Here is a 22930-nt window from a genome sequence, read left to right on the forward strand (position 1 = left end):
GTGGGCAGATTGTATACACGATCAGAAATGAGGCAAAGTCTGTTCTGTCCAAATGGTCAGTTTTTATCGTTTGGTATAGTTATTTGGGATGTTTGGCCGCATTCAAATGGCTTTGGGCGTGTGTAAAGCCTTGTTTATTCACCTAAAGGGTGATCCGAGCACTTGTGGCGGTCTGAATGTGCTGATTGTGCCGGGCCGGATGGTGCGGAGTCCACCCGGTCTGACCGGGGGATTGCGATTTGGTGGGCCCGTGGCAAAGCAGGACCAAAATCTTCCGGTTTTTGGAGCATACCGGTTAAGATTGTCTAAACAGAATGCGCACTTTCTAACACAATGCGAATCCTTGAAAAATTTCGGAGTCGGTTAACTCTTTCATTAACTATTTCAGTTGATGCTTTCATCAAGATTTCAAGGGGGAACCTAGAAGGCATCATGACTCAAAAAACAACTTTACCACTCGATCAGGTCCTGGTGGGCGATTGCATCGAACTGATGAACAGTCTGCCGGAAAAATCCGTCGATCTGATTTTTGCCGATCCGCCCTACAACCTTCAGCTTGGCGGTGACCTGCTGCGTCCGAACAATTCCAAAGTCGATGCTGTCGACGATCATTGGGATCAGTTTGACAGCTTCCGTCACTATGACGAGTTCACCCGTGACTGGCTGACCGCCGCACGCCGGGTGTTGAAGGATACCGGCGCGATCTGGGTGATTGGCTCGTACCACAACATTTACCGCGTTGGTAACATGCTTCAGGACATCGGTTATTGGATCCTCAATGACATCGTCTGGCGCAAAACCAACCCGATGCCGAACTTCCGCGGCAAACGTTTCTGCAATGCGCATGAAACGCTTCTGTGGTGTTCCAAAAGCGAAGAGCAAAAGGCAATCACCTTTAACTACGAAGCGATGAAGCAGCTGAATGAAGGCTTGCAGATGCGCTCTGACTGGTTGATGCCGATTTGTTCGGGCTCGGAGCGTCTGAAGGATGAAAAAGGCAAGAAGGTTCATCCGACCCAGAAACCCGAAGCATTGCTTCAGCGTGTTCTGATGGCAACGACCCGTCAGGGTGATGTTGTCCTTGACCCGTTCTTTGGTACAGGTACGACCGGTGCTGCCGCCCGTCGTCTTGGCCGTCACTTCATCGGGCTTGAGCGCGAAGATACCTATGCCGAAGCAGCGCGCGATCGTATCGCCAAGGTCCAGATGCTTGATGGCGACAGCCTTGAGCTGACCGAATCGAAACGCTCTTTGCCGCGGATTCCGTTCGGTGCGGTTATCGAACGCGGTCTTTTGGCGCCAGGCGACAAAATCTATGACAACCGTGGAAATGTTGCGGCGATGGTCCGTGCTGATGGTTCGATCAGCCACAAGGACAATGCCGGTTCGATCCATCAGATCGGTGCACATGTTCAGGGCGCACAGGCTTGTAATGGTTGGACTTTCTGGCATTACAAGTGTGACGGACGTCTGGTTTCGATCGACAATTTGCGCACCCAGCTGCGCAAGGAAATGGGTCAGGTCCCCGCCTGAACCGGATCGGAAAACCCGATAAATCATTGATGCCTAAAGGCCGGTGCGATTGAAAAATTGCACCGGCTTTTGCTTTCTGCGCGAAAACTTGCTATGAATTGACGACGAGATGTTATCCGCAAGGATAGATGGAGATAGGCAATGCAAGCAGGTGCAGTAGGTGGTGCAGGATATGCACCGAACCCGATTCAAATTCAGCAGGCGGCAGCCCCGATTGCTGAGACCGGGAATAATGACCTGAATTCGCCATCGACGCAGCGGATCGAGCAAACAGCAGAAACGCAAACCTCGCAGCAGGCGGCACCCGCCCCGACCGAGGGACGTGGACAGGTAATCGACATTTACGCCTGATCGCGCCGCGCAAGGTAAAAAAACAAAAGGCCCGTGATGAAAATCACGGGCCTTTTAAGTTTTCGGATCGGCGTCGCAGCCTAGCGGTATTTCAGGGCGTGACGCACAATCTTTTTCATGATGGTGGGCAGGGCAAAATCTGCCAAACCGTCAATCGTCGTCCAGCTGCCATCAAGCTGATCGGCGTCCCTGGCGGGGATGGTCGTTGCCAAAACACTGACATTCAGATGGAAATGGGTGAAGGTATGCCCGACGGTGCCGTCCAACTCTGACCATGTTGCGGAAATCGGTGCTTCGGACAACATGACGTCATCGGGGGCATCAATCACCCGCCAGTCACTGCCCGGCACTTCGTAAAGTCCGCCAAGCAATCCCTTTTCCGGGCGGCGGCGCACCAGAATGCGTCCGTCATCTTCGCGCCGGATCCAAAAGGCATAACCAACCCGGGTTGGTTTCGGTTCTTTTTTGCGCTTTTTCGGAAGATCGGGGGCGATCCCGGATTTCCGACCTTCGCAATCGGCTTGCCATGGACAAATGCCGCAGGCCGGATTGCGCGGTGTGCAAACGGTTGCCCCCAAATCCATCAGGGCCTGGGCATAATCGCCGGGCCGGTTTGACGGGGTCAGGGCTGCGGACTTTTCCTTGATTTCCGGTTTGACGTCGGGCAGGGGCGTTTCAAGGGCAAACAGGCGTGAAATCACCCGCTCGATATTGCCATCGACCGGACTTGCATGACGGTTAAAGGCAATGGCGGCAACCGCACAGGCGGTATAGGGGCCAATACCGGGCAGCTTTAACAAGCCTTCCTCGGTATCGGGGAAAATGCCGTCATATTCGGTGGCAACCACCTTGGCGCATTTATGCAGATTGCGCGCACGGGCATAATATCCAAGCCCCTGCCAGGCATGCAGAACATCATCAAGCTCGGCATTGGCAAGATCTGTCACCGTCGGCCAGCGATCAAGAAAGGCTGCAAAATACGGTCCCACGGTTTGAACCGTGGTCTGTTGCAGCATGATTTCACTGAGCCAGACATGATAGGGATTGGGCGTGTCGCCCGGTTCCGAACGCCATGGCAAGGTGCGGTGATGCCGGTCATACCATTCAAGCATCGTACGACCGAGGCGGGAAATATCGTCAGTGGTGAAATGCACGGCGGTCCCGTGTTATGTTGTTATAAGGATTTAAGTCTGTTGCGTTAACGCGTGACCCTACGAAAGAACCGGGCGTGAGCAAGCAAAAAGATATGACTGGTACGAAAACGGCGGCGGGTGTGGATCAGGGATCTGCGTCTGTGGCTGCGAAAAATGCCGTCAAAAAGCGCCAGAACATTACCCCGATGGGCAGTTCAGAACGCCGTATGGGTCTTCGGAATGTCGCGCCACTGGTCGGCAATCTGACACGCCCGCTTGTGCGTAAACGCGGTTTCTTTCAAACGGAAATCATCCTGCATTGGGCCGAAATCGTCGGACGCGATCTTGAACAATTCACCATGCCGGTGAAATATGCCCCGCCACGCGGCGAAAATGCCGGTGGCGGTACGCTGGTCATTCGTGTGACCGGACCGGTCGCGATTGAACTGCAACACCGGATGCCGCAGATCATTGACCGGGTGAATACCTATTTCGGGTATCGGGCGGTGGATCGCATCAAGATGATGCAGGGCGATATTTCACGCCCCGAACGAACTGTGCACCGCCCGACTGTCGTGCCCGAAGGCGAGATTGCGCGCAGCAGTCAGGTCAATATCGACAAGATCGAAGACCCGCATCTTCGCGAAGTCCTGACGCGATTGGGGCGTCACATCGCCGGTGCGCAAGGCGGTATCAAGCCCGGATCGGGCAAAAAGTAATCAACCCTGACTGTTCTGAACCTGCATGGATAATGCCGCTTTGCGGGTGGATCGCCTTGGGTGTTAATGCCTTGTTTGCGGGCACAATTATCGAATCAGTTTCCTGAAATGAACGAACACGGTGTTGCCGCATTTCCGCGCGACCTTGGCGACTCGTTGGTGCAATAGCAGTTTTGCCGGGTGTGTTGACTCCCGCGCTGCAACAGGCTTGTAATCACAAAACTTTGTTTTAACGGAGGTTTCCTTGCTAAAGGCGGTTAAGTTTCTTGCAGGTGCGTTTCTGATTGCACTTGGTGTCGGCACGACCCAGCAGGCACATGCAACAGAATGGAAAGAACATGTACTCGGCGACGAGAATGCGCCGGTCACGATGATTGAATATGCTTCTTTGACCTGCCCGCATTGCGCGGCCTTCCACACTGAAGTGCTGCCCGAGATCAAGGAAAAGCTGATTGATACTGGCAAGCTGAAGCTGGTTTTCCGTGACTATCCGCTTGATGCAGTCGCCCTTCGTGCAGCAGCTGTTGCACAGTGCGCCGGTGATGACCGCTATTTCGGTGTTCTCAGCATGCTGTTCAAATCGCAGCTTAACTGGGCACGTTCGGAAGACCCGATCGAAGGCATCAAACAGGTTGTGCGTTTCGGTGGCATGAATGGGGATGCCGTTGACGCCTGCCTTGCAGATCAGGCCATGATTGACGCCATCGTTGCTTCGCGCATGAAAGGCGAACAGGAATTCAACGTTTCGTCTACACCGAGCTTCATCCTTGATGGTGAAACCATTGCCGGTGCCCGTGACGCCGAATTCTTCATTGAAAAAGTCGAAGACCTTATCGACTAAATAAAACAATTCTGCCGGATACCGTGGGAACGGTGTCCGGCAACAGGGGCAGAGGTCGGACCGGGGGACATGATTGGTCCAGTTTAAATCGCTTAAGCTGACGGGGTTTAAATCCTTCGTCGATTCAACAGACTTGCTGGTTGAAGACGGGCTGACAGGTGTTGTCGGCCCGAATGGCTGTGGCAAATCCAATCTTGTCGAAGCATTGCGCTGGGTGATGGGTGAAACATCAGCCAAGCAGATGCGCGGCTCTGACATGTCCGACGTTATTTTCGGCGGGACATCGTCCCGTCCTGCCCGAAATGTGGCCGAAGTTTCCGTGACGCTTGATAACAGTGAACGCAAGGCCCCGGCCATGTTCAATGATTTCGAGCTTCTGGAAGTCACCCGTCGTATCGAGCGCGGCGGCGGATCGAACTACAAGGTCAATGGCAAGGATGTCCGTGCCCGTGACGTTCAGTTGCTATTTGCCGATGCTGCGACCGGCGCACGGTCCAACGCCATGGTCTCGCAGGGCAAAATCGGTGCGCTGATCGGTGCCAAACCGATCCAGCGTCGTCTGATCCTTGAAGAAGCAGCCGGCATCACCGGTCTGCATTCACGACGCCACGAAGCCGAACTTCGTCTTAAAAACGCCGAACAGAATATGGAACGTCTGGAAGACGTTCTGGTGCAGCTTGATGCCCAACTGGCAAGTTTGCAAAAGCAGGCCCGTCAGGCCGAACGGTATCGCAAACTGTCCGAAAGCATTCGCGAAACCGAGGCATTGCTGTTCCACATCCGCTGGACCGAGGCGCAGAAACGTCAGAATGACGCGCGCGAATTGCTGGTGGCGGGTGAAAGTGCCGTCCGTGATCTGACATCATCGGTGACCGAGGCTACCACGGTTCAGGCCCATATTGCCGCAAGCCTTCCCGATTTGCGCAAAAAAGAAGCTGATGCAGCCGCGGCCCTTCAGCGTCTTTTGATCGAACGCGAAGGCCTTGATAAAGACAAGGCCCAGATCGAAACCCAGATGAGCCAGCTGCGTGCGCGCATCCAGCAGATTGATGCCGACCTTGCGCGCGAAGCCGAATTGGCAAGTGATGCGCAAGGTGCGCTTGAAAAGCTTAAACGCGAACGTGAAGAACTGAGCGAAGCCCAAGGCGGCGAGGATGACGAGCTTGATGAGGCCAAGGAAATGGTCGCTGAAAAGGCCATCCGGGTTGAAGAGCTTGAAGGCACGGTTGATGCCCTGACCAATCGCGTTGCCGAGGAAGAAGCCCGTCTTAAATCCGTTCAGCAGCGTCTGAGTGAATTGAATACCCGCCGTAATCGTTTGACCGAACGTCATGACGAAGCGGTGGCAAAGCTTGATGATATTCGCATCGAGGCCGATTTTACCGAGGCCCTTGAAGAAGCAAACATGCATCTTGAGGAATGCGAAGAGCTTTGCGAACAGCGCAAAATGGCGGTCGAAGAAGCCGAAATGCGTCTGGCCGAAATGCGTGACCGCGAAGACAGTCTGAAAACCGCCGAAAGCGATGCGCGCGATGCCCTGCGCGATGCCGAAAGCCGCAAGGCCCGTCTGATGGCCGAGATCGAAGCCCTTGAAAGTCTGCTTAAGGGCGGGGATGACGATACATATCCCGGCGTGATCGAAAACATCACGGTACAAAGCGGTCTTGAATTGGCAATGGCCGCGGCCCTTGGCGAAGACCTTGATGCGCCGGATGCCCCGGATGCTGCCATGCATTGGGCGGCGATTGATCCGGCCACCGATGATCCGGCCTTGCCTGATGGTGTCACGGCCCTGGCCAAATTTGTCGAAGCACCGGCACTTTTGAACCGCCGTCTGTGGCAGATCGGGATTGTGGATGACGAAGCCACGGGCAATTTCCTGTCCAAGAACCTGAAAGTCGGGCAGCGACTGGTTTCCCGCGAAGGGGCGCTTTGGCGTTGGGATGGTTATCGCATTCTTGCCGGTGCGGAATTGCCCGCAGCAGTGCGTTTGCGTCAACGCAACCGTCTTGAAGAATTGCGCGGCGAGCTTGAAGAAGCCGATGCGGTTGTGGAAGCCGCCCTCGAAAGGTCCGAAATCGCCAGCGAAAATGTCGAACGGCTTGATGAGGAAATCGAAGCAGCACGTACCGGGGAACAGGAAGCCCACCGGGCGGTGCGCGAGGCCGAAGGTACGCTTTCGCGGGCTCGCGAAGAAATCGCCAATATCAAACGCGATGCAAGTGCCATTGAAAGCCGCCTGCAAAACGCCGAAGAGGCCGAAAAACGCGCCAAGCAGGACCTTGATGAAGTCATCGCCGAGCAGGAAGAATTGTCTGCCCTTCCTGAAGAAAGCAGCGAAGGTCTTATGGAAATCAAGGCCGAGCTGATCGAACAGCGCGCCAATCTTTCCGATGCGCGTGCCGATCAGATGGAAGCACGAAGCATGCTTGAACGCATGCAAAGTGCGATGTCGGGCCGTCGCAAGCGTCTGGAATTCGTCGAGAACGAAATTTCTACCTGGAACGAACGTGCGTCCGGTGCGGGAGAACGTGTTGCGGAATTGCGTGACCGTCAGGAAGAAGCCCGCATGGAGATCGAGGAGCTTGAACTCAAGCCCGACGAGATCGAAGAACGCCGTGCGATCCTTTCAGACCGGATCGAGCTTTCCGATCAGACGCGCAAGGATGCGGCCGATGAATTGCAAAAGGCCGAAAATGCCCAGCGCGAAGCCGACCAAACATTGAAAGAGGCCGAACAGAAACTGGCCGAGGCCCGCGAAGGTCGCGTGCGCTGCGAAGCCCTGCTTGAACAGGCTGAACAGCATCGTCGCGATTTGATCGAACGTATTCGCGAACGCGTTAACGCGACACCGGACCAGTTGGTTGAACTTGGACAGATTGATCTGACCAAGGACCTTCCGACCGAGATTGATATCGAAGCCCGCCTGCAACGCCAGTCACGTGAACGCGAAAACCTTGGCGCGGTTAACCTGCGTGCCGAAGTTGAACTGGCCGAGTTGCAGGAACAGAAAGATACGATGGTATCTGAACGCGATGATTTGATTGCTGCCATTGATAAGCTGCGCAATGGCATCAATCAGCTCAACCGCGAAGCCCGCGCCCGCTTGAAAACAGCGTTTGACGAAGTCGACAAACATTTCCAGCAACTGTTTGTGCGTCTGTTCGGCGGCGGTGGTGCGCATCTGATGCTGACCGAGGCGGATGATCCGCTCGAAGCCGGACTAGAAATCATGGCATCCCCGCCGGGTAAAAAGCTTCAGCATCTGTCACTGCTGTCAGGTGGGGAGCAGGCACTGACCGCGGTTGCATTGCTGTTTGCGGTCTTCCTGACCAACCCGGCACCGATTTGCGTCCTCGACGAAGTTGACGCACCGCTTGATGACGCCAACGTTGACCGTTTCTGCAAATTGCTTGAAGCCATCGGTCGCCACGCCAATACCCGCTTCCTGGTCATCACTCACCACCGTATGACCATGGCCCGCATGAACCGTCTGTTTGGTGTGACCATGGCCGAACGCGGTGTTTCGTCGCTGGTATCGGTCGACCTGCATCAGGCAGAAGTCTATTCCAAGAAAGAGCAGACCGAGCTTGATTTTTCAAGCTGACGCCCCTTACGGCAGAGCCCGTATGTAACTAGAGTAGCAAAAATTAATGAACTGATAGGGCCGTCAATGTTACACCGACATTGAAATGCAATGACGGTAAGAGATTGATGTCCCAGAAAGTGCGCGAACTTTACGAACAGTTTCCCTATCCCCTGCGCAACCCGCAGGAGGAAAAAGACCGTTTGTTGATGCCGCCGCTTGATCATCTTTCGCGGGTTAACCATTACGGTTTTGGCGGCACCAGGGATATTGACGCATCGTTTCGCGCCCTTGTTGCCGGGGGCGGCACCGGGGACGCCATGATCTGGCTTGCAGAGCAGCTTCGCGATGTTGGCGGATCGGTAACCTATCTTGAACCGTCCGAAGCCAGCACCAAGGTTGCGCGCGCACGGGCCGAGGCCCGTGGACTTGAAAATGTTACCTATGTTCGCGCGACCATCGCCGAATTTGCCCGATCAAAACCCGAACCGTTTGATTATATCAATTGTGCCGGCGTCCTTCATCATCTTGAAGACCCGCAAGAAGGGCTTCGTGATCTGACATCGGTGTTAAAGGCCGACGGGGCGATGGGGATTATGGTCTATGGCGAACATGGGCGTCTTGCCGTCACCGAATGGCGCAAGATGATCGAGCCCCTTTTGGTCGACAAGGATCTGAGTGAACAGCTTGCAATGACGCGCAAGTTGCTGGGCACCCTTCCCGACGACAATATGCTGCTTAAGATGGGCGGTGGCCCAGGCTTCATTAAAGGATTGCTTGAAAACGATCCCGAGATTGTCGATCTGCTGCTCCATCCGGTGGAATGTGCCTATGACGTGCACGGGGTCTATGATTTTGCAGCCTCGGCCAATCTGCACGTTGCGGCCTTTACCGGATTTTTCGGATTTGGCGGAACGGGCAAGGCGCATTACGCGATTGGTAATCTGGTGCGTGATCCGGCATTGCTGCGCGAACTTTCGGCAAAGCCGCTTCGCGATCAGCAGGCATTTTGTGAACGCTATAGCGGTGCGATGCCGCTTCATGCGTTTTATCTGACCCGCGATGATCGCGCGCAGGCCAGTGAAATGCTGCCCGATGGCGAACTTGCGCCTTACTTCTTTGTGAAGCCCTGCCAGACGTTCTTTGATGATCTGGTCGCACTGGCTGGCAAGCCGGTCCTGATTGAAGATGGCAGCGGGAATGCGGTTGATCTGACAGGTGGGCCGGACCTTGCCCGGTTACTCGCGGCCTTTGACGGCAAGAATACGGTTGCCGATCTGGTACGGATTCTGCGCGATGATATTTTGGTCAAGCAGCCAATTGATATGAATTCAATTGCCATCAACACCCTGGGCGCAGTCTGGGCATTGTTCCACAAGTTTGACTGGATGCTGGCCAGCCGCCCGGGCGGCTGGCAAAAGACCGAGTGCGAGCGTCAACTCAGCATCCGCAAGGTTTAGGCACCCTTCCTATCGCAAAGCGCCAATTTGGATATCACGGGGCAATTGTGATTCCCGCCAACCGGTTGTGTTTGGGGTGAATCGACCAACCCGCGGTGCAATTGGCCCCGGAAAGTCACACCAAGCCCGTAAAATATCGACCAGAATCTCCAAGAATCGCCGGGCCGGGTGAAATTAGATCACATTGTAATCTTCTGCACTTTTGCAGGCCAAATGCATGGGAACCAAGGGAAACTGCCGGTTGCAGCCAGAACCAATATCAGATTGGCAGCATAATCGTCTGCGACTATTGCCTAAGTGCAAAAGTGTTTTCCTTCACATAATTAGTGATAAATATTTGAAATAAAACAATTTATACCTGTTTCAAGGCGGGTTGCGGGGCGGGGTTTTACAGCTTGACAGCCCATGGGGTGCTAAGTATGTTGCCCGCGCATTTCCTTGTGACGTTTGCAAGGTTGCCAAAGCGGGGTTCACGACAATGAGCGATGACAAAGATCGCGCTTCATTAGAAGAGCTTGAAAGCAAGCTGGCAGCAGTTGCAGGCAAACGCGAAGAAAAGCACGGCCCGAACCGGGCGACTGGCAAACCGTCCCAAGGGATGGCACTTGGCATGAGAATTTCGGCGGAAATGATCGCTGCGGTTCTTGTTGGCTTGCTGATTGGCTGGGCGCTGGATAGGGTGCTTGATACGACGCCTTGGCTGCTTGTTCTGTTTGTATTTCTCGGAGCAGGTGCCGGAGGCTTGAACGCTTATCGCGTTGCAAAGGGCTATGACAGTGCTGTCGGTCTTGGGCGTGCGATGAGGGAGCACAAGCAGGGGGACGGGAAATAATCCCGAAGCCTTATAATATTGAGCGAGGATTACGGTGGCTGGACCGCTAGAGCAGTTTGAAATCAAGCCCTTGGCCGAGCTTTCGCTTGGCGGCATTGATATTTCCTTCACCAACTCCGCCCTTTGGATGGTATTCGCAGCCGTTCTCGTAACGTGCTTTATGACGCTGTCCATGCGTCGCGGTGCATTGGTTCCGGGCCGCTGGCAGGGTGCTGCCGAGGTGATGTACGAATTCGTCGCCAATATGCTCAAAGATAACGTTGGAAGCGCGGGTCGCAAGTACTTCCCGTTCATTTTTACGTTGTTCATGTTCGTTATGTTCGGGAACCTGCTTGGCATGATCCCGCACAGCTTTACTTTTACGAGCCACATCGCGGTTAACTTCGCGCTGGCTCTGGTGATCTTCATCGGTGTGACGGTCATCGGCTTCATGCGTCATGGCACGCATTACCTTCGGATGTTCTTCCCTGAAGGTGCGCCGATTGCGACTGCGATCATTCTGGTCCCGATTGAAATCATCTCCTATTTCTCTCGTCCGTTCAGCCTGGCTATCCGACTGTTTGCAAACATGACTGTCGGCCACATCATGCTGAAAGTTATCGGTGGGTTCGTCGGCCTGATTGGCATTCTCGGCGTGCTTCCGTTCGCTCTGCTGACGGGGATTACTGTTCTGGAGTTCGGCATTGCTGCGCTTCAGGCTTATGTGTTCACAATTCTCACCTGCATCTATCTCCATGATGCAATCCACATGCACTAATGTGTGTGGTTTGGTGTGATCTCTTCTGATTGCCTTTAAGAAATTCGAAAGGGTGAAGTTATGGAACTCGATGCTGCTAAGATGATCGGTGCTGGCCTGGCTGCTATTGGCATGATTGGTGCCGGTATTGGTGTTGGTAACATCTGGTCGAGCCTGATTGCGACTGTTGGCCGTAACCCGGCTGCAAAAGGCGACGTTGAACTGTATGGCTGGATCGGCTTTGCTGTTACCGAAGCTATTGCACTGTTCGCACTCGTCGTTGCGCTGATCGTTCTGTTCGTCTAATCGGCGCCTTTTGAGCGAATACACGGCCCGGCGAGGAATACCCTCGCCGGTGTCGTTGAATTCGGGAGTAGGCTATGCCGCAGTTTGATATTGCGACGTTCTCCGCACAGATCTTCTGGCTGTTCGTCATTTTCGCCGTCTTGTATGTCTTGATGTCGAAAATCGCGCTGCCGAAAGTTGGTGAAGTGCTTGAACGCCGTCAGAAAACCATCGAAGACAACCTTGGCAAGGCTCGGGCGTTGAAAGACGAAACCGATGCCGCCATCGCGAAATACGAGGCTGCTTTGGCAGAAGCTCGTAACGCAGCCCAGGCTGATATTCGCGAAGCTTCGGAAAAGGCTGCTGCAGAGCAAGCCAAGAAAACCGAGGCATTGGTCAAGAAGCTGTCGAAAAAGACATCTGATGCCGAGAAGGCAATTGCGGATGCGAAAACGGAAGCACTGACCGGTGTTGCAGAAGCAGCATCCGAGATTGCCCGTGAAGCAACCGAAAAACTTATCGGTGTCAAGGTTCAGGCCAAAACTGCCGACAAGGCTGTTTCGGCGATTGTAGGAGAGTAAGACAATGGCAACCCACGAGGTTACTTTCCTTACCGATCCATACACCTGGACTACGCTTTCTTTCGTCCTCGTCGCCGGTTTCGGCGGTTTCAAGGCCGTTAAGGGTATCTCTGCCGCACTTGATAAACGTGCACAGAAAATCTCTGACGAGCTGGACGAAGCTCAGCGTCTTCGCGAAGAAGCTCAGGAGCTTCTGGCCAATTATCAGGCCAAACAGCGTGAAGCCCTGAAGGAAGCTGACGAGATCCGCGCACATGCGAAGGCAGAAGCCGATCGTATGCTGGAAAGCGCCCAGGCTGAGCTGAAAGCGGCACTCAAACGCCGTGAACAGCAGGCTCTGGAACGTATCTCCAACCTGGAAAGCCAGGCTGTTGCTGAAGTTCGTGCGCATGTCGCCGAAATCGCAGCAAAGGCAACCACCGCCCTTGTTACTGACAAGGTTTCTGGTGCCAAGGCAGACGAGTTGGTGAACGGCGCGATCGCGGAAATCAAAGGTCGCCTGAACTAAGATTTTCCGGTTTCGGAAATTGAAAACCCCGCAAGCATCGCTTGCGGGGTTTTTGTTTGTTCGGTTTATAGGGCCGGCAAGCGAGAAACCCTGATCACGCTGGATCCTTCGCGCCCATTATTCCCTATTTCCCGAACCTGTCCCGATCATGGGGTCGATCGAAATCAAGCACCGGCCCAACCGGAACCACGCCAGACGGGTTCACCGACGGATGGCTTTGGTAATAGTGCTTTTTGATATGATCGAAAAACACCGTCTCCTTGACGCCGGGATGCTGATAAAGCGCCTTGGTATAGTTCCACAGGTTCGGATATTCGTGGATCATCTTGCGATTGCATTTGAAATGTCCGTGATAGACCGCATCAAAACGCAACAGGGTCGGGAATAGCCGCCAGTCGGCCTCTGTTAGTGTATCACCTACAAGGTAGGGTTGGGTGACCAACCGATTATCAAGCCAGTCCAGCGTGTCAAAAAGGGTCGTGACGGCCTCTTCATAGGCGGACTGGCTGGTTGCGAAGCCGGATTTGTAAACGCCGTTATTCACATCGTGATAAACGCGTTCATTGACCGCATCGATTTCAGCACGCAGATGTTCGGGATAATAATTGCCTTCCTTTGCGCCAAGACCGTCAAAGGCGGCGTTTAACATCCTGATGATGTCAGAGGATTCGTTACTGACGATCTGATTGGTTTTCTTGTCCCACAGGATCGGAACCGTCACGCGTCCGGTATAATCCGGTTTGGCCGCAGAATAGACCTGATGAAGGAATTCGCGTCCGCCTAGATCGTCGATCAGGCCATCCTCGTTTGAGAACTTCCAGCCGAAATCCCCCATATGCCAATGTACGACCGATACCGAAATCATGTCTTCCAGGCCCTTAAGCGCCCGGAAAATCAGGGTGCGATGTGCCCAGGGGCAGGCATATGAAACATAAAGATGATAGCGCCCTGTCTCTGCCGGGAACGGGGCTGCGGGACCGGTTGAAAGCCAATTACGAAACACGGAATCCTGGCGTTTGAATTTTCCGTTCTGGTTTTTTGCAAGCAGGGCTTCTGTTTGCCATTCGCCATTTACCAACTGGCCCATTTCATCCTCCGACTTTGGGTTCGGCTGATCCTGTACGGGCAGGTTTCAGGGAACCGTAAATATTGCTGTTTCGCCCATTGTTGCCATTTCCGCGTTGAAGACAATCCGGTCTTATGAGATTTATTTGTTTCCCCATTCGCAACAGTCGGGTTGCGCCGCGGTCAGGAGAAGTGTGATGTTGATCGGTAATCTGGACGGGATGACGGTGTTCGCCCGCGTGGTTGAAGAAGCCAGTTTTTCTGGCGCTGCGCGCAAGCTTGGTATGTCGAAATCCGCTGTCAGCAAGCATGTCACCAAGCTGGAAGACAGTCTGGGTATCCGGTTGTTGAACCGTACGACCCGTCGTCTCAGCCTGACCGATGCCGGTTCAACCTTCTATCAGCACTGTGCACGGGTGGTAGAGGAAATCGAAACAGCGGAACATGCCCTGACCGATTTGCGCGGAACACCGCGCGGGACCTTGCGTATTTCGGCACCATTGACGTTCGGCCAGATGTATTTGCCGCAACTGGTGACGGAATTCATGGAAATGTATCCGGGCCTGCATGTGGATATCCATCTGGCCGATCATATGGTCGATCTGGTGGCCGAAGGGTTCGATATGGCGATCCGTATTACCCGGCTTAAGGATTCCAGCATGATCGCGCGCAAGCTTGCCGATTTTACCGGGCATGTTGTAGCCGCCCCTTCCTATCTCGAAAAGCATGGCGAACCACAAACGCCTCAGGAACTGGCCGATCACAAGACGCTTGCATATACCAACGTTTCCAGTCCGAATATCTGGGATTTCGAAGGGCCGGAAGGCCCGGTGACGGTGCGGGTCAATCCGGTCATGTCGTGCAATAACGGTGAATTCACATCGATTGCCGCCATTCGTGGACTTGGTATTGCCCGCGAACCGGAATTCATTGTTGCCGAGGCGTTAAGCGAAGGCAGACTTGTCCGCATCCTTAAGGATTATGATCCGCTGAATAATGGCGGAATTTACGCGGTCTATCCGGAACGTCGTCACCTGCCCAGCAAGGTCCGTGTCTTTATCGATTTTCTGGCCGAAAAGTTCCGGGGCGGGTTGTGCAACTTCCACGAAGCAGCTTGCAAGGAATACCGCGAAGGTTTGGGCAGGCAGCGCCCCGCACCTTAAGGACATCTTGCATCACTTGCTTTCGACCCGCCATCCCAACAGGCAAATTGCACCGATCAAAAGGGCGATGATCGGCAAAGGCAGCAGGTTGGTGATCCCGCCAATAACGGTTTTATAGCTGTCGGTCTCAATAAAGCCGGCCCAGTTATTGCCATGCCATCCCCGTTCGGTCGGGATATGCCGGAATTCCGGTAATCCGTCTTCGATCCGACCGATATAACCGCCATTGGCGGATACCAGCGCATCCAGAAGTTCGGGCGTTGAATTGGTGTTCTGCGTTTCCGGGGTCAGGACGTCGCGATCAACATGAAGGGCCGTTTGCTGTCGACGGTTCTGATCACGCACGCTGACCCGGATCAGGCCGCGCTCGGCAATCGGCACATTTGCCTGCCATGACTGATCGGGAAGCTGTTCAAACCGGGCATTGATCTGATCGCCGGTTTCCGGGTTGATGACGCTGGCGGCTTCGGGGGCGGCCCCGATTTTCCGCCAGTTCAAAACAAGGCTTTGTCCATCAGCACTTCGAGTTGTCGTCACCGTGTTTTCATCAAGGGCCGGTTCCTTCATCAGCCAATGTGACAGACGGCGCAAAAGTTCGGCCACCGGCCCGCCACCATCATGGCCGCGTTGCCAAAGCCACATCTGATCGGAACTCAGCATCGCGACCCGGCCTTCTTCAACCCGTTGCAAGGTCAGCAACGGCATTTCATCGACCCCGGTTAACAAGGTCATGGCATCGGGATCGGAAACACGTGTTTCAATCTGACGATACCAGCGGCCCCATTTGGGGGGCGTACTGGGCGATCCGGCCATAGCGGCGGTAACGGGATGCAGGCGGCCTGCGGCATTTACCCGCGGAACAAAGGGTTGCTCGACAATGCGGCCGGTCACCTCGGCGGGCATCAGTTTATCAAGCGCGGTACTGGCCAAGCCATCCGGGCCGATATATTCGGGCCCGGCAACCACAAGGGCAGCGCCCCCCCAACGGACGTAATCGACAACCTTTTCAAGATAGTGGGGCGGCAAAACGCCCCGCATCTGATAGCGGTCAAAAATAATCAGATCAAACTGACGCAGGCGCACCTCGAACAGATCGCGGATCGGGAACGGGATCAGGGCCAGTTCATTGATCGGGGTATCATCGCCCTTTTCCGGTGGACGCAAAATGGTGAAATGCACCAGATCGACACCGGGATCAGCGCGCAACAAATTACGCCATGCACGTTCACCCGGATGGGGTTCACCCGATAAAAGCAATACCCGCAAGCGATCACGCACCCCCGTGGTTTCAAGGATCAGCCGGTTATTGGTTTTATCGGTTTCTTCGGGCGTATCATCCATGCGCAATTCCGCCAGAACCGAACCGGCATGGGGGACCGGAATGCTGACCCGGCTTTGCTCATTGGCGGGCAGCAGGATTTGTTCTTCGGTGCCGTCTTCAAGAAGCATACGAACCGGAATGATGGTGCCCGGTGGCAGGTCATGATCAACGGCCTCAATCATGAAATCGGCTTTTTTGCCGACAATGCCGTAATCGGCACTTTGACGAATGACAAGCCGACGGTCCCGTTCATCACGTGCCCCGCTGATCAGAACATGCAGGGGGGCACCAAGATCAAGGCGGGTCGGAACGTCGTGCACCTGTCCATCGGTGATCATCATCACTCCGCCCAGACGTTCGCGCGGAATGCCCCCCAAAAGCCGGTCAAGTACGGCAAACATCCGGGTGTCGGCTTCGCCTGCGACATCTTCAAACCGCAACTCGACCGACGGGTCATCGGCAAAGCGTTCTTTCAGGTCGGTAATGGCGGCGTCGGTTTGCTCGGTTCGGTTGGCGATACGCTGACTGCCAGACCGGTCGACCAGCACCAGAATGATATCGCTTAGTTTCTCACTTTCGCGGTCGGTGAATTGCGGGGCCAGAAGGGCCAGAAGCACGAGCACCATTACAACGCCGCGCCAGACCGTGCCGCGCAGGCGAAACAGGGTAAACAAAACGATTGCGGCAAGACACAGAACCGCAAGCCCCTGAAGCAGGGTGATATCAAGCAACGGCGCGATTTGAAAGTTTTGCCACCCTTGTTTCATCGGCCCAGCCTTTCAAGAATGGCGGGCAGGTGAACCTGATCGCCCTTGTAACTTCCGGTCAGGGCATACATCACCAGATTGATGCCAAACCGGACGGCCATTTCGCGCTGACGCGGGGCAATGTCTTCGGTACGGATTTCGTCACGACCTTCGGGGATCATCCAGGCCGATGCCCAGTCATTGCCGCCAAACAAAACCGATGCCACCCCGTCAAGGCGCTGATTGGGGCGGGCATCAAGCCAAAGCGGGGCCGAAAACCGTCCATAGGCATGATCAAGCAAATAGAAACTGCGAAACAGGATATGGTCGCCCGGTGCCCGATCAAGAAGCGGCACTTCAAGCCCGGCCAGCAATCGCCTTAGACGGGCGGGTTGGACTTCGCGATCCCGACTATCGATCAGGATCATGCCCCCGTTGTTAAGGTAACTGTTCAGGCGTTCGCGCGCCCGTTCGGAAAACGGTTCCTGCCCATCCACCAGTGGCCAATAGATCAGCGGATAGAAACTAAGCTCGTCGGTTTCCGGATCAATTCCGTCAACAGTGTTGAGGTCCGCAGCACTGCGCCGACGCAGATATTCAGTCAAACCGGTCATTCCAGCCTGACTAAGCCGGTCAACCGGGGGAACGCCGGTCTTAAGGTAGGCAAGACGCGGTTGCAGGGCAGCTTCCTGGATCGTGGATGCACGGGCGTTATTCGGGGACACGGCCAATAGTCCGGCCGCAATTCCGCCAACCCCAATCAGTAAAAGGAACGAGCCAAATGCATTGCTCCTCCGGTTCCGGCGCAAGGTCAGGTGATGAAGGGCAAGCAAAATCAGTGCATCGAACAGCAACAGCAACAAGGCCCCCAGAAGACACAAGGCGGCCAGGTCGACCTGATTGCGATCGGTAATTTTTCGGGTGCTGACACCTGATGGCCAAGTCACGGTATTGGCAACATTTGTCAGGGAAGGGCCAAGATTAAGCGCAACCGCCTGTCCGTTCTCGCCGTAAATGCCCGGCGGATGACGCGGGCTTGGGACAGGAAGAGGCGCACGGACCGGCAGGATAAGTGCATCGGGCTGATGGGTTTGTCCAAACCCGTCCATGATGGCCTGTGGGGGCAGGCTGGTGCTGAGTTCGGCGTCGTTGCGGTTGCTTGGGCTGGCAAGTGGCAGAATTTTTTGCCACAGCTCGACAAACAGCCCTGACATCGGAAGGTTCGACCAGTCCGCCCACGGCGTAACATGGAACAGGACCACACGCCCGGAATTGCGCGGGGCACTGGTGATCAGGGGCGTGCCATCGGTAAGTCGCGCCCAAGTCTTGCCAAGGATGTCAGGGTCCGGTTCGGCAAGGAGCTGTCGGTTAACCGTGATGTCATTTGGAACAGGGATACCGTAAAACGGGCTGTTATCGGGGAAATCAAGCAGGCGCTTGGGCTTTTCCCATGACATGGAACCGCCAAAATCCCGATTGCCCAGACGCAGTGTCACCGGCAGGAATTCATTTCCGATCTCGGTCGAACTATCCCCGGCAAAGCGGACCAGCATTCCGCCATCATTGACCCAGCGTTCAAGGGCGTCAAACTGGCTGCCAAGTCCCGAAATCGGTCCGGTAGCGACCAGAATGTCGACCTTCTTTTCCAGAAGTTTGCCAAGGGGTTCATAGGTTACTTCGGCATAGGGCGATAATGCGCGATCAAGGAAGAAATACTGATCGGACAGCACACCGGGGCTGTCCCCGGAACTGACAATTACACCAACCCGGCGTTGCTGCCATCGGGCGCCGGTCTGAAACATGGTTGCGGCACTTTCGACACCCTCAATGCCCACGGACTGGATGGCATTGGCGATATCACTTGGCAAAAAGATCGTGGTTTCGCTTTGATCGGAGTTGGCGGCAAGTTCGGCATTGTGGCGTAACAGAACAGTACCCCGTTCGCCGCGCGCCAACAGATTGATCACACGCGGGTTGTCATTGCGGTCATGGGCAATGGTCGCAACCATCCCTGTGCGTGTACGGGTAAGGGACGTGATGGCCAGCCTGTCCGATCTTGTCGGTGACAGGACCGTTATCGGCGCAATATCTTGCAATTCATGCGCAAGGCTTGCCTTGCCGGGACCATCCATATCGCCGGTCAGCCAAATGATGCTGCCGATGGCATTGTTCATTTCCGGCTTTTCGGCAATCAGATCAGAAAGGGCTGTGTAATCGGCATTCCAGGGACGCGGATGCAGGCGATCTATCAGATTGACGGTATCTTGCGAAGATACCGGGCCGACAATTTCGGGCAGTTTCCAGGTTGATGCACCGGCGGCTTCCGGTGCTGTTTGCGCAAGATAAACAGTTTGCAGATCAAAGCGCGCCTGATTGGCGATCTGTTGCAGGGCTGTGCGATATTGGGTCCAGTTGGCGGCACTTTCCCAGCCGTTATCGGCAATGATCAGAACAGCCCCGTCATTCTGGGCAAAATCATTGCGGTTCATCACCGGGCGGGCGGCTGCAATGATCAGCAGCGTCAGGATCAGACACCGCAAGATGGTCTGCCAGATCGGGGCGCGTTGAATGTCGCGGCGCTGACTTTTAAGACCACGCAGCAGCCGGGCAGCCGGGAAAATCACATTTTTCGGGGACCGCGGGGCTGAACGTATCAAAAGCCAGACAATTGGCAGAACCATCAGGCCAGCCAGCATCGCAGGATAGAGGAATGTGATGGCCGACAGGCTCATGACATCTCCTGCTGGTTATTGCGGTGCAGGGTCGGGCGTCCACGCCCGTTGGAGCCACTTTGATTTTGCCGTTCGCTAAGATGCTGATACAGCGCCAGCAATGTCGGGCTGGCACTATCCGATGTGACATGCCGGTCATAAAGCCAGTCATTGTGACGGGCAGCATCGCGTACCGCTGCCCGCCAGACACGTGCACGTTGTTTGAAACCGTCTGCCACATCTTCAAATTTTTCGCTGCGATAGATCATCTGATCATCGGTATCAAACAGATTGACGCGCCCCCGAAATGGCGGGGAAATCTCGGCGGGATCAAGGATTTGAACCAGTGCACCGTCATTCTGATATTGCCCAAGACGACGAACGATACTGCTGCTTTGCTCGGCCTGGTCGGAAAACTCCAGAAAATCGCCAAGCAACAGAACCGAATGTTTGCGCCCGGCATGAATACCGGCACCCTGTTGGGTGATGCTTTGCGGTGTTGCCAGCATGGCATGGGCCAGCTTTTCCAGATGTTCGGCTGATGTAATTCGCGTTCGTTCCCCATCAAACGTGCCAACTGTTTCGCCGTTATTGATCAAAAGATCAGCAAGCGCGATGGAAATGATCAGGGTGCGTTCGGCCTTGGACGGAATGCTGTTATCCGAAGACCAGTACATGGAGGGCGAAAGAACCGGCCAGATCCAGTAATTGTGGCTGGCCTGCCATTCGGTTTGACGGATAAAGGTATGGTCGCTGCGTGCTGATCTGCGCCAGTCGATCTGGTTGGTCGGATCGCCGGGGACATAGGGGCGGAATTGCCAGAAATCACTTCCCGGGCCGACCTTGCGGTTGCCATGCAAACCACTGCGCAAGCTGATGGCCGTTCTGCGCGACTCATCAATCAGCTGGGGCAGCCGGGCCGCAAGGGCGCGTGCTGCGGCAACATGATCATGCACGGCGGTGACGGCCAATTATGATTTCTCCTGCAAGTGGGCAAGGGCATCGGTAATCAGGGCTTTGGCAGTGAAACCTTCGGCACGGGCACCATAAGTCAGGCCAAAACGATGCCGCAGGACAGGAACAGCCAGTTCTTCAATATCTTCGTAAGACGGGGCAAATCGCCCAAACAACATTGCCCGCGCCCGACATGCCAGCGAAAGTGCCTGTGCGGCACGGGTACCGGGGCCCCAGGCGACATTGTCGCGGATATCGTTCAGTGATGTGCTTTCAGGGCGACATTCGCGGCATAGGGCGATGATGGTATCAAGAACCCGATCCGGCATCGGCAGACGACGGACAAAATCCTGTGCCTCGACCAGATCATCGGCCTGAAGAACCTGCCGCGGGCGGGTCGGATAGCGGCCGGTGGTTTCGGTGACGATCTTGCGTTCTTCCTCGGCACTTGGATATCCAAGACGCACTTCGAGAAGAAAACGGTCAAGCTGTGCTTCGGGCAGGGGATAGGTGCCTTCCTGTTCCAGCGGGTTCTGGGTTGCCAGAACGTGGAACGGTTCGGGTAGTTTGTGACTGTAACCGGCAACCGATACTTCGCGTTCCTGCATGGCCTGAAGCAGGGCAGACTGGGTGCGCGGGCTTGCACGGTTGATTTCATCGGCCAGAAGCAACTGACAGAATACCGGACCTTTGATGAATCGGAAGGCCCGTTTGCCATCAGCCCCCTCTTCAAGGACTTCGGAACCCAGAATATCGGCTGGCATCAGGTCGGGCGTGAACTGAACACGTTTGTCGAGCAGGCCCAATACCTTGCCCAATGTGTGGGCCAGCAGCGATTTGCCAAGGCCCGGCGCACCAACCATCAGAACATGGCCACCCGATAAAATACCGATAAGTGTTTGCTCTACAGCCTCATTCTGCCCAAATATAACAGACGAAACCATTTTGCGGGCTTCGGCCAATCGGGCGACGCACTCGTCCAAGCGCGCTGCGTCGCGTTCCAGACTGCTATCTTGGGAAAATCCCATTTCTTCGGGGAAACGTGGCGCGTTTGTCATGATGCGAAACTTTGCTTCCTTTGTTGCAGTTTGGATACTGGCAGTATGTTGAACGCAGGTGGTTTTGAATAAACCTTACGGGAAAACGTCTGGCTCGGGATCAACTTTACAGCATGAGTGAAAACCAACAAACCGTAGATCTTGCCGAAAAATTGTGGTCGCGCCTGCGCGGGCAAAAGCCCGGGAACGGGCGGCATCCGCAAATCTGCGGCGATATTCCTATGTCTATAGGTCGGGATGGAACATGGTTCTATCAAGGTGGTCCGATTGGCCGAATTGAACTGGTGAAACTTTTTTCATCTGTCTTGCAACGAGATGATGAAGGCGGGCACTGGTTGGTGACCCCCGCCGAGATGGCCCGGATCGAGGTTGAAGACGTCGCTTTCATCGCGGTCGAGATGCAAAACGAAGGCAGCGGACAGGATCAGACCATCCGTTTTCGTACCAATATCGACCAATGGGTCGAACTGGATGCTGCCTATCCCTTGCGGGTTGAACATGATCCCGAAACCGACGAGCCATCACCCTATATCGCGCTTGAACGCGGGCTTGAGGCACGTCTGAACCGGGCTGTATTCTATCAACTGGTTGAACTGGCCGACGAGATCAGCGATCCCGCAAGCAACATGACGCGTATCGGCGTTTATAGTCACGGTCAGTTTTTCGAGATTGGCCGCATGGAGACGGTTGAATGAAACCCGATGATATCATTGCTGCTCTGCGTGCGCCCAAGACCGATATCCTGCAGCGCCGGGGCGATCATGCCGTGGATTATCCGGGGTCGCAATCGCGTGCCCGCGCCTTTGCCGAAGGTGAGTTGATATCACGCCCTGCGGCCGTTCTGGTGCCGCTTGTCAAACGCGAAACCGGGTTACAGGTCATTCTGACCAGACGTACCGATCATCTTAGCGACCATGCCGGTCAGATCAGTTTTCCGGGGGGGCGTCAGGAAGAAGAAGACGCAACTCTTGAAGAAACGGCCCTTCGCGAAACCGAAGAGGAAATAGGTCTTTCACGCAGGCATATCGATCTGATCGGTCGCATTGATGATTACTACACCGTTACCGGATATCAGGTGACGCCGGTGATTGGTTTGGTAACACCGCCCTTTGATCTGTCGCCGGATGATCATGAAGTTGCCGAAGTGTTTGAAGTACCTCTTGAGTTTATCCTCAACCCAAGAAATCAGAAGCTGCAAACCGTGACATTTGAAGGCACACGCAGAAGGTACTTTGCCATCCCATATCGGGAATATTACATCTGGGGGGCAACGGCCGGGATGCTTGTGAATTTCAGTGAAGTGGTCCGTGCCAATACACAGACCCTCCAACCTTAAACCCAGTGTCA

The 22930-nt window shown here is 54.9% G+C and carries 20 protein-coding genes; 14 read left to right on the plus strand and 6 right to left on the minus strand.

All coding sequences use genetic code 11. The features are described 5' to 3' along the window. Window positions 1–432 precede the first annotated feature (432 nt). Together TH19_RS09290 and TH19_RS09295 are read left to right on the plus strand one after the other, a co-directional pair. Window positions 433–1533, plus strand: coding sequence for a site-specific DNA-methyltransferase (locus tag TH19_RS09290; protein WP_114102054.1), 1101 nt, complete (start codon window positions 433–435; stop codon window positions 1531–1533). A 141-nt stretch (window positions 1534–1674) separates the two neighbouring features. Further along, window positions 1675–1884: a hypothetical protein gene (locus TH19_RS09295; protein WP_114102055.1), complete on the plus strand. Its 210-nt coding sequence runs from the start codon at window positions 1675–1677 to the stop codon at window positions 1882–1884. Between the two features lie 80 nt (window positions 1885–1964). Here TH19_RS09295 and mutY read toward each other — a convergent pair whose 3' ends face one another. Next, entirely contained in the window at window positions 1965–3038 is a 1074-nt protein-coding gene (mutY, locus tag TH19_RS09300) for an A/G-specific adenine glycosylase (protein WP_258547887.1), read from the minus strand. Between the two features lie 92 nt (window positions 3039–3130). Between mutY and TH19_RS09305 the strand changes: the two genes are divergently transcribed. From TH19_RS09305 to TH19_RS09345, 9 genes are all read left to right on the plus strand, one after another. Further along, complete coding sequence (locus TH19_RS09305; RefSeq protein WP_258547888.1) at window positions 3131–3736, plus strand: DUF721 domain-containing protein; 606 nt, start codon at window positions 3131–3133, stop codon at window positions 3734–3736. Between the two features lie 244 nt (window positions 3737–3980). Next, a complete protein-coding gene (locus TH19_RS09310) occupies window positions 3981–4577 on the plus strand; it encodes a thioredoxin domain-containing protein (protein ID WP_114102058.1) in 597 nt (198 codons plus the stop codon). Between the two features lie 73 nt (window positions 4578–4650). After that, window positions 4651–8184: a chromosome segregation protein SMC gene (smc, locus tag TH19_RS09315; protein WP_114102059.1), complete on the plus strand. Its 3534-nt coding sequence runs from the start codon at window positions 4651–4653 to the stop codon at window positions 8182–8184. A gap of 107 nt (window positions 8185–8291) precedes the next feature. Further along, on the plus strand, window positions 8292–9623 hold the full coding sequence (locus TH19_RS09320) for a class I SAM-dependent methyltransferase (protein ID WP_114102060.1): 1332 nt from the start codon (window positions 8292–8294) through the stop codon (window positions 9621–9623). A 478-nt stretch (window positions 9624–10101) separates the two neighbouring features. Continuing rightward, entirely contained in the window at window positions 10102–10455 is a 354-nt protein-coding gene (locus TH19_RS23055; RefSeq protein WP_068519788.1) for an AtpZ/AtpI family protein, read from the plus strand. 34 nt (window positions 10456–10489) lie between these two features. Further along, window positions 10490–11212, plus strand: coding sequence for a F0F1 ATP synthase subunit A (locus TH19_RS09330; protein WP_114102061.1), 723 nt, complete (start codon window positions 10490–10492; stop codon window positions 11210–11212). Between the two features lie 60 nt (window positions 11213–11272). Then, entirely contained in the window at window positions 11273–11497 is a 225-nt protein-coding gene (locus TH19_RS09335; RefSeq protein WP_033068123.1) for an ATP synthase subunit C family protein, read from the plus strand. 74 nt (window positions 11498–11571) lie between these two features. Continuing rightward, window positions 11572–12057, plus strand: coding sequence for a F0F1 ATP synthase subunit B family protein (locus TH19_RS09340; protein ID WP_114102062.1), 486 nt, complete (start codon window positions 11572–11574; stop codon window positions 12055–12057). A gap of 4 nt (window positions 12058–12061) precedes the next feature. Next, a complete protein-coding gene (locus TH19_RS09345; RefSeq protein ID WP_114102063.1) occupies window positions 12062–12565 on the plus strand; it encodes a F0F1 ATP synthase subunit B family protein in 504 nt (167 codons plus the stop codon). Window positions 12566–12689: 124 nt separating this feature from the next. Here TH19_RS09345 and TH19_RS09350 read toward each other — a convergent pair whose 3' ends face one another. Then, window positions 12690–13652 carry a glutathione S-transferase family protein gene (locus TH19_RS09350; protein ID WP_114102064.1) on the minus strand — a complete coding sequence of 321 codons (963 nt, stop codon included), beginning with the start codon at window positions 13650–13652 and terminating at the stop codon, window positions 12690–12692. Between the two features lie 175 nt (window positions 13653–13827). On the opposite strand from TH19_RS09350, the gene TH19_RS09355 reads away from it, so the two are divergent. Further along, window positions 13828–14793 (plus strand): LysR family transcriptional regulator, encoded by a 966-nt coding sequence (locus tag TH19_RS09355; protein WP_114102190.1) that lies wholly within the window; start codon window positions 13828–13830, stop codon window positions 14791–14793. Between the two features lie 12 nt (window positions 14794–14805). On the opposite strand, the gene TH19_RS09360 is transcribed toward TH19_RS09355, so the two are convergent. From TH19_RS09360 to TH19_RS09375, 4 genes are read right to left on the minus strand one after another with little or no spacing between them, the layout of a single operon-like run. Continuing rightward, the gene (locus TH19_RS09360) at window positions 14806–16881 is read right to left on the minus strand and encodes a hypothetical protein (protein ID WP_114102065.1); all 2076 of its coding nucleotides are present in this window, start codon (window positions 16879–16881) and stop codon (window positions 14806–14808) included. Then, on the minus strand, window positions 16878–19592 hold the full coding sequence (locus tag TH19_RS09365; RefSeq protein WP_114102066.1) for a DUF4159 domain-containing protein: 2715 nt from the start codon (window positions 19590–19592) through the stop codon (window positions 16878–16880). Before TH19_RS09365 ends, TH19_RS09360 begins: the two co-directional genes overlap by 4 nt. Then, on the minus strand, window positions 19589–20542 hold the full coding sequence (locus TH19_RS09370) for a DUF58 domain-containing protein (RefSeq protein ID WP_114102067.1): 954 nt from the start codon (window positions 20540–20542) through the stop codon (window positions 19589–19591). The genes TH19_RS09365 and TH19_RS09370 overlap by 4 nt, the downstream gene beginning before the upstream one ends. Then, a complete protein-coding gene (locus TH19_RS09375; protein WP_114102068.1) occupies window positions 20543–21583 on the minus strand; it encodes an AAA family ATPase in 1041 nt (346 codons plus the stop codon). A 113-nt stretch (window positions 21584–21696) separates the two neighbouring features. Here TH19_RS09375 and TH19_RS09380 point away from each other — a divergent pair, with 113 nt between their 5' ends. Both TH19_RS09380 and TH19_RS09385 read left to right on the plus strand, forming a co-directional pair. Beyond that, window positions 21697–22278 (plus strand): DUF1285 domain-containing protein, encoded by a 582-nt coding sequence (locus TH19_RS09380; RefSeq protein WP_114102069.1) that lies wholly within the window; start codon window positions 21697–21699, stop codon window positions 22276–22278. Beyond that, the gene (locus TH19_RS09385; RefSeq protein WP_114102070.1) at window positions 22275–22919 is read left to right on the plus strand and encodes a CoA pyrophosphatase; all 645 of its coding nucleotides are present in this window, start codon (window positions 22275–22277) and stop codon (window positions 22917–22919) included. The genes TH19_RS09380 and TH19_RS09385 overlap by 4 nt, the downstream gene beginning before the upstream one ends. The last annotated feature ends 11 nt before the right edge of the window (window positions 22920–22930 follow it).

Source organism: Thalassospira profundimaris (assembly GCF_003326675.1).
Lineage (GTDB): Bacteria > Pseudomonadota > Alphaproteobacteria > Rhodospirillales > Thalassospiraceae > Thalassospira > Thalassospira aquimaris.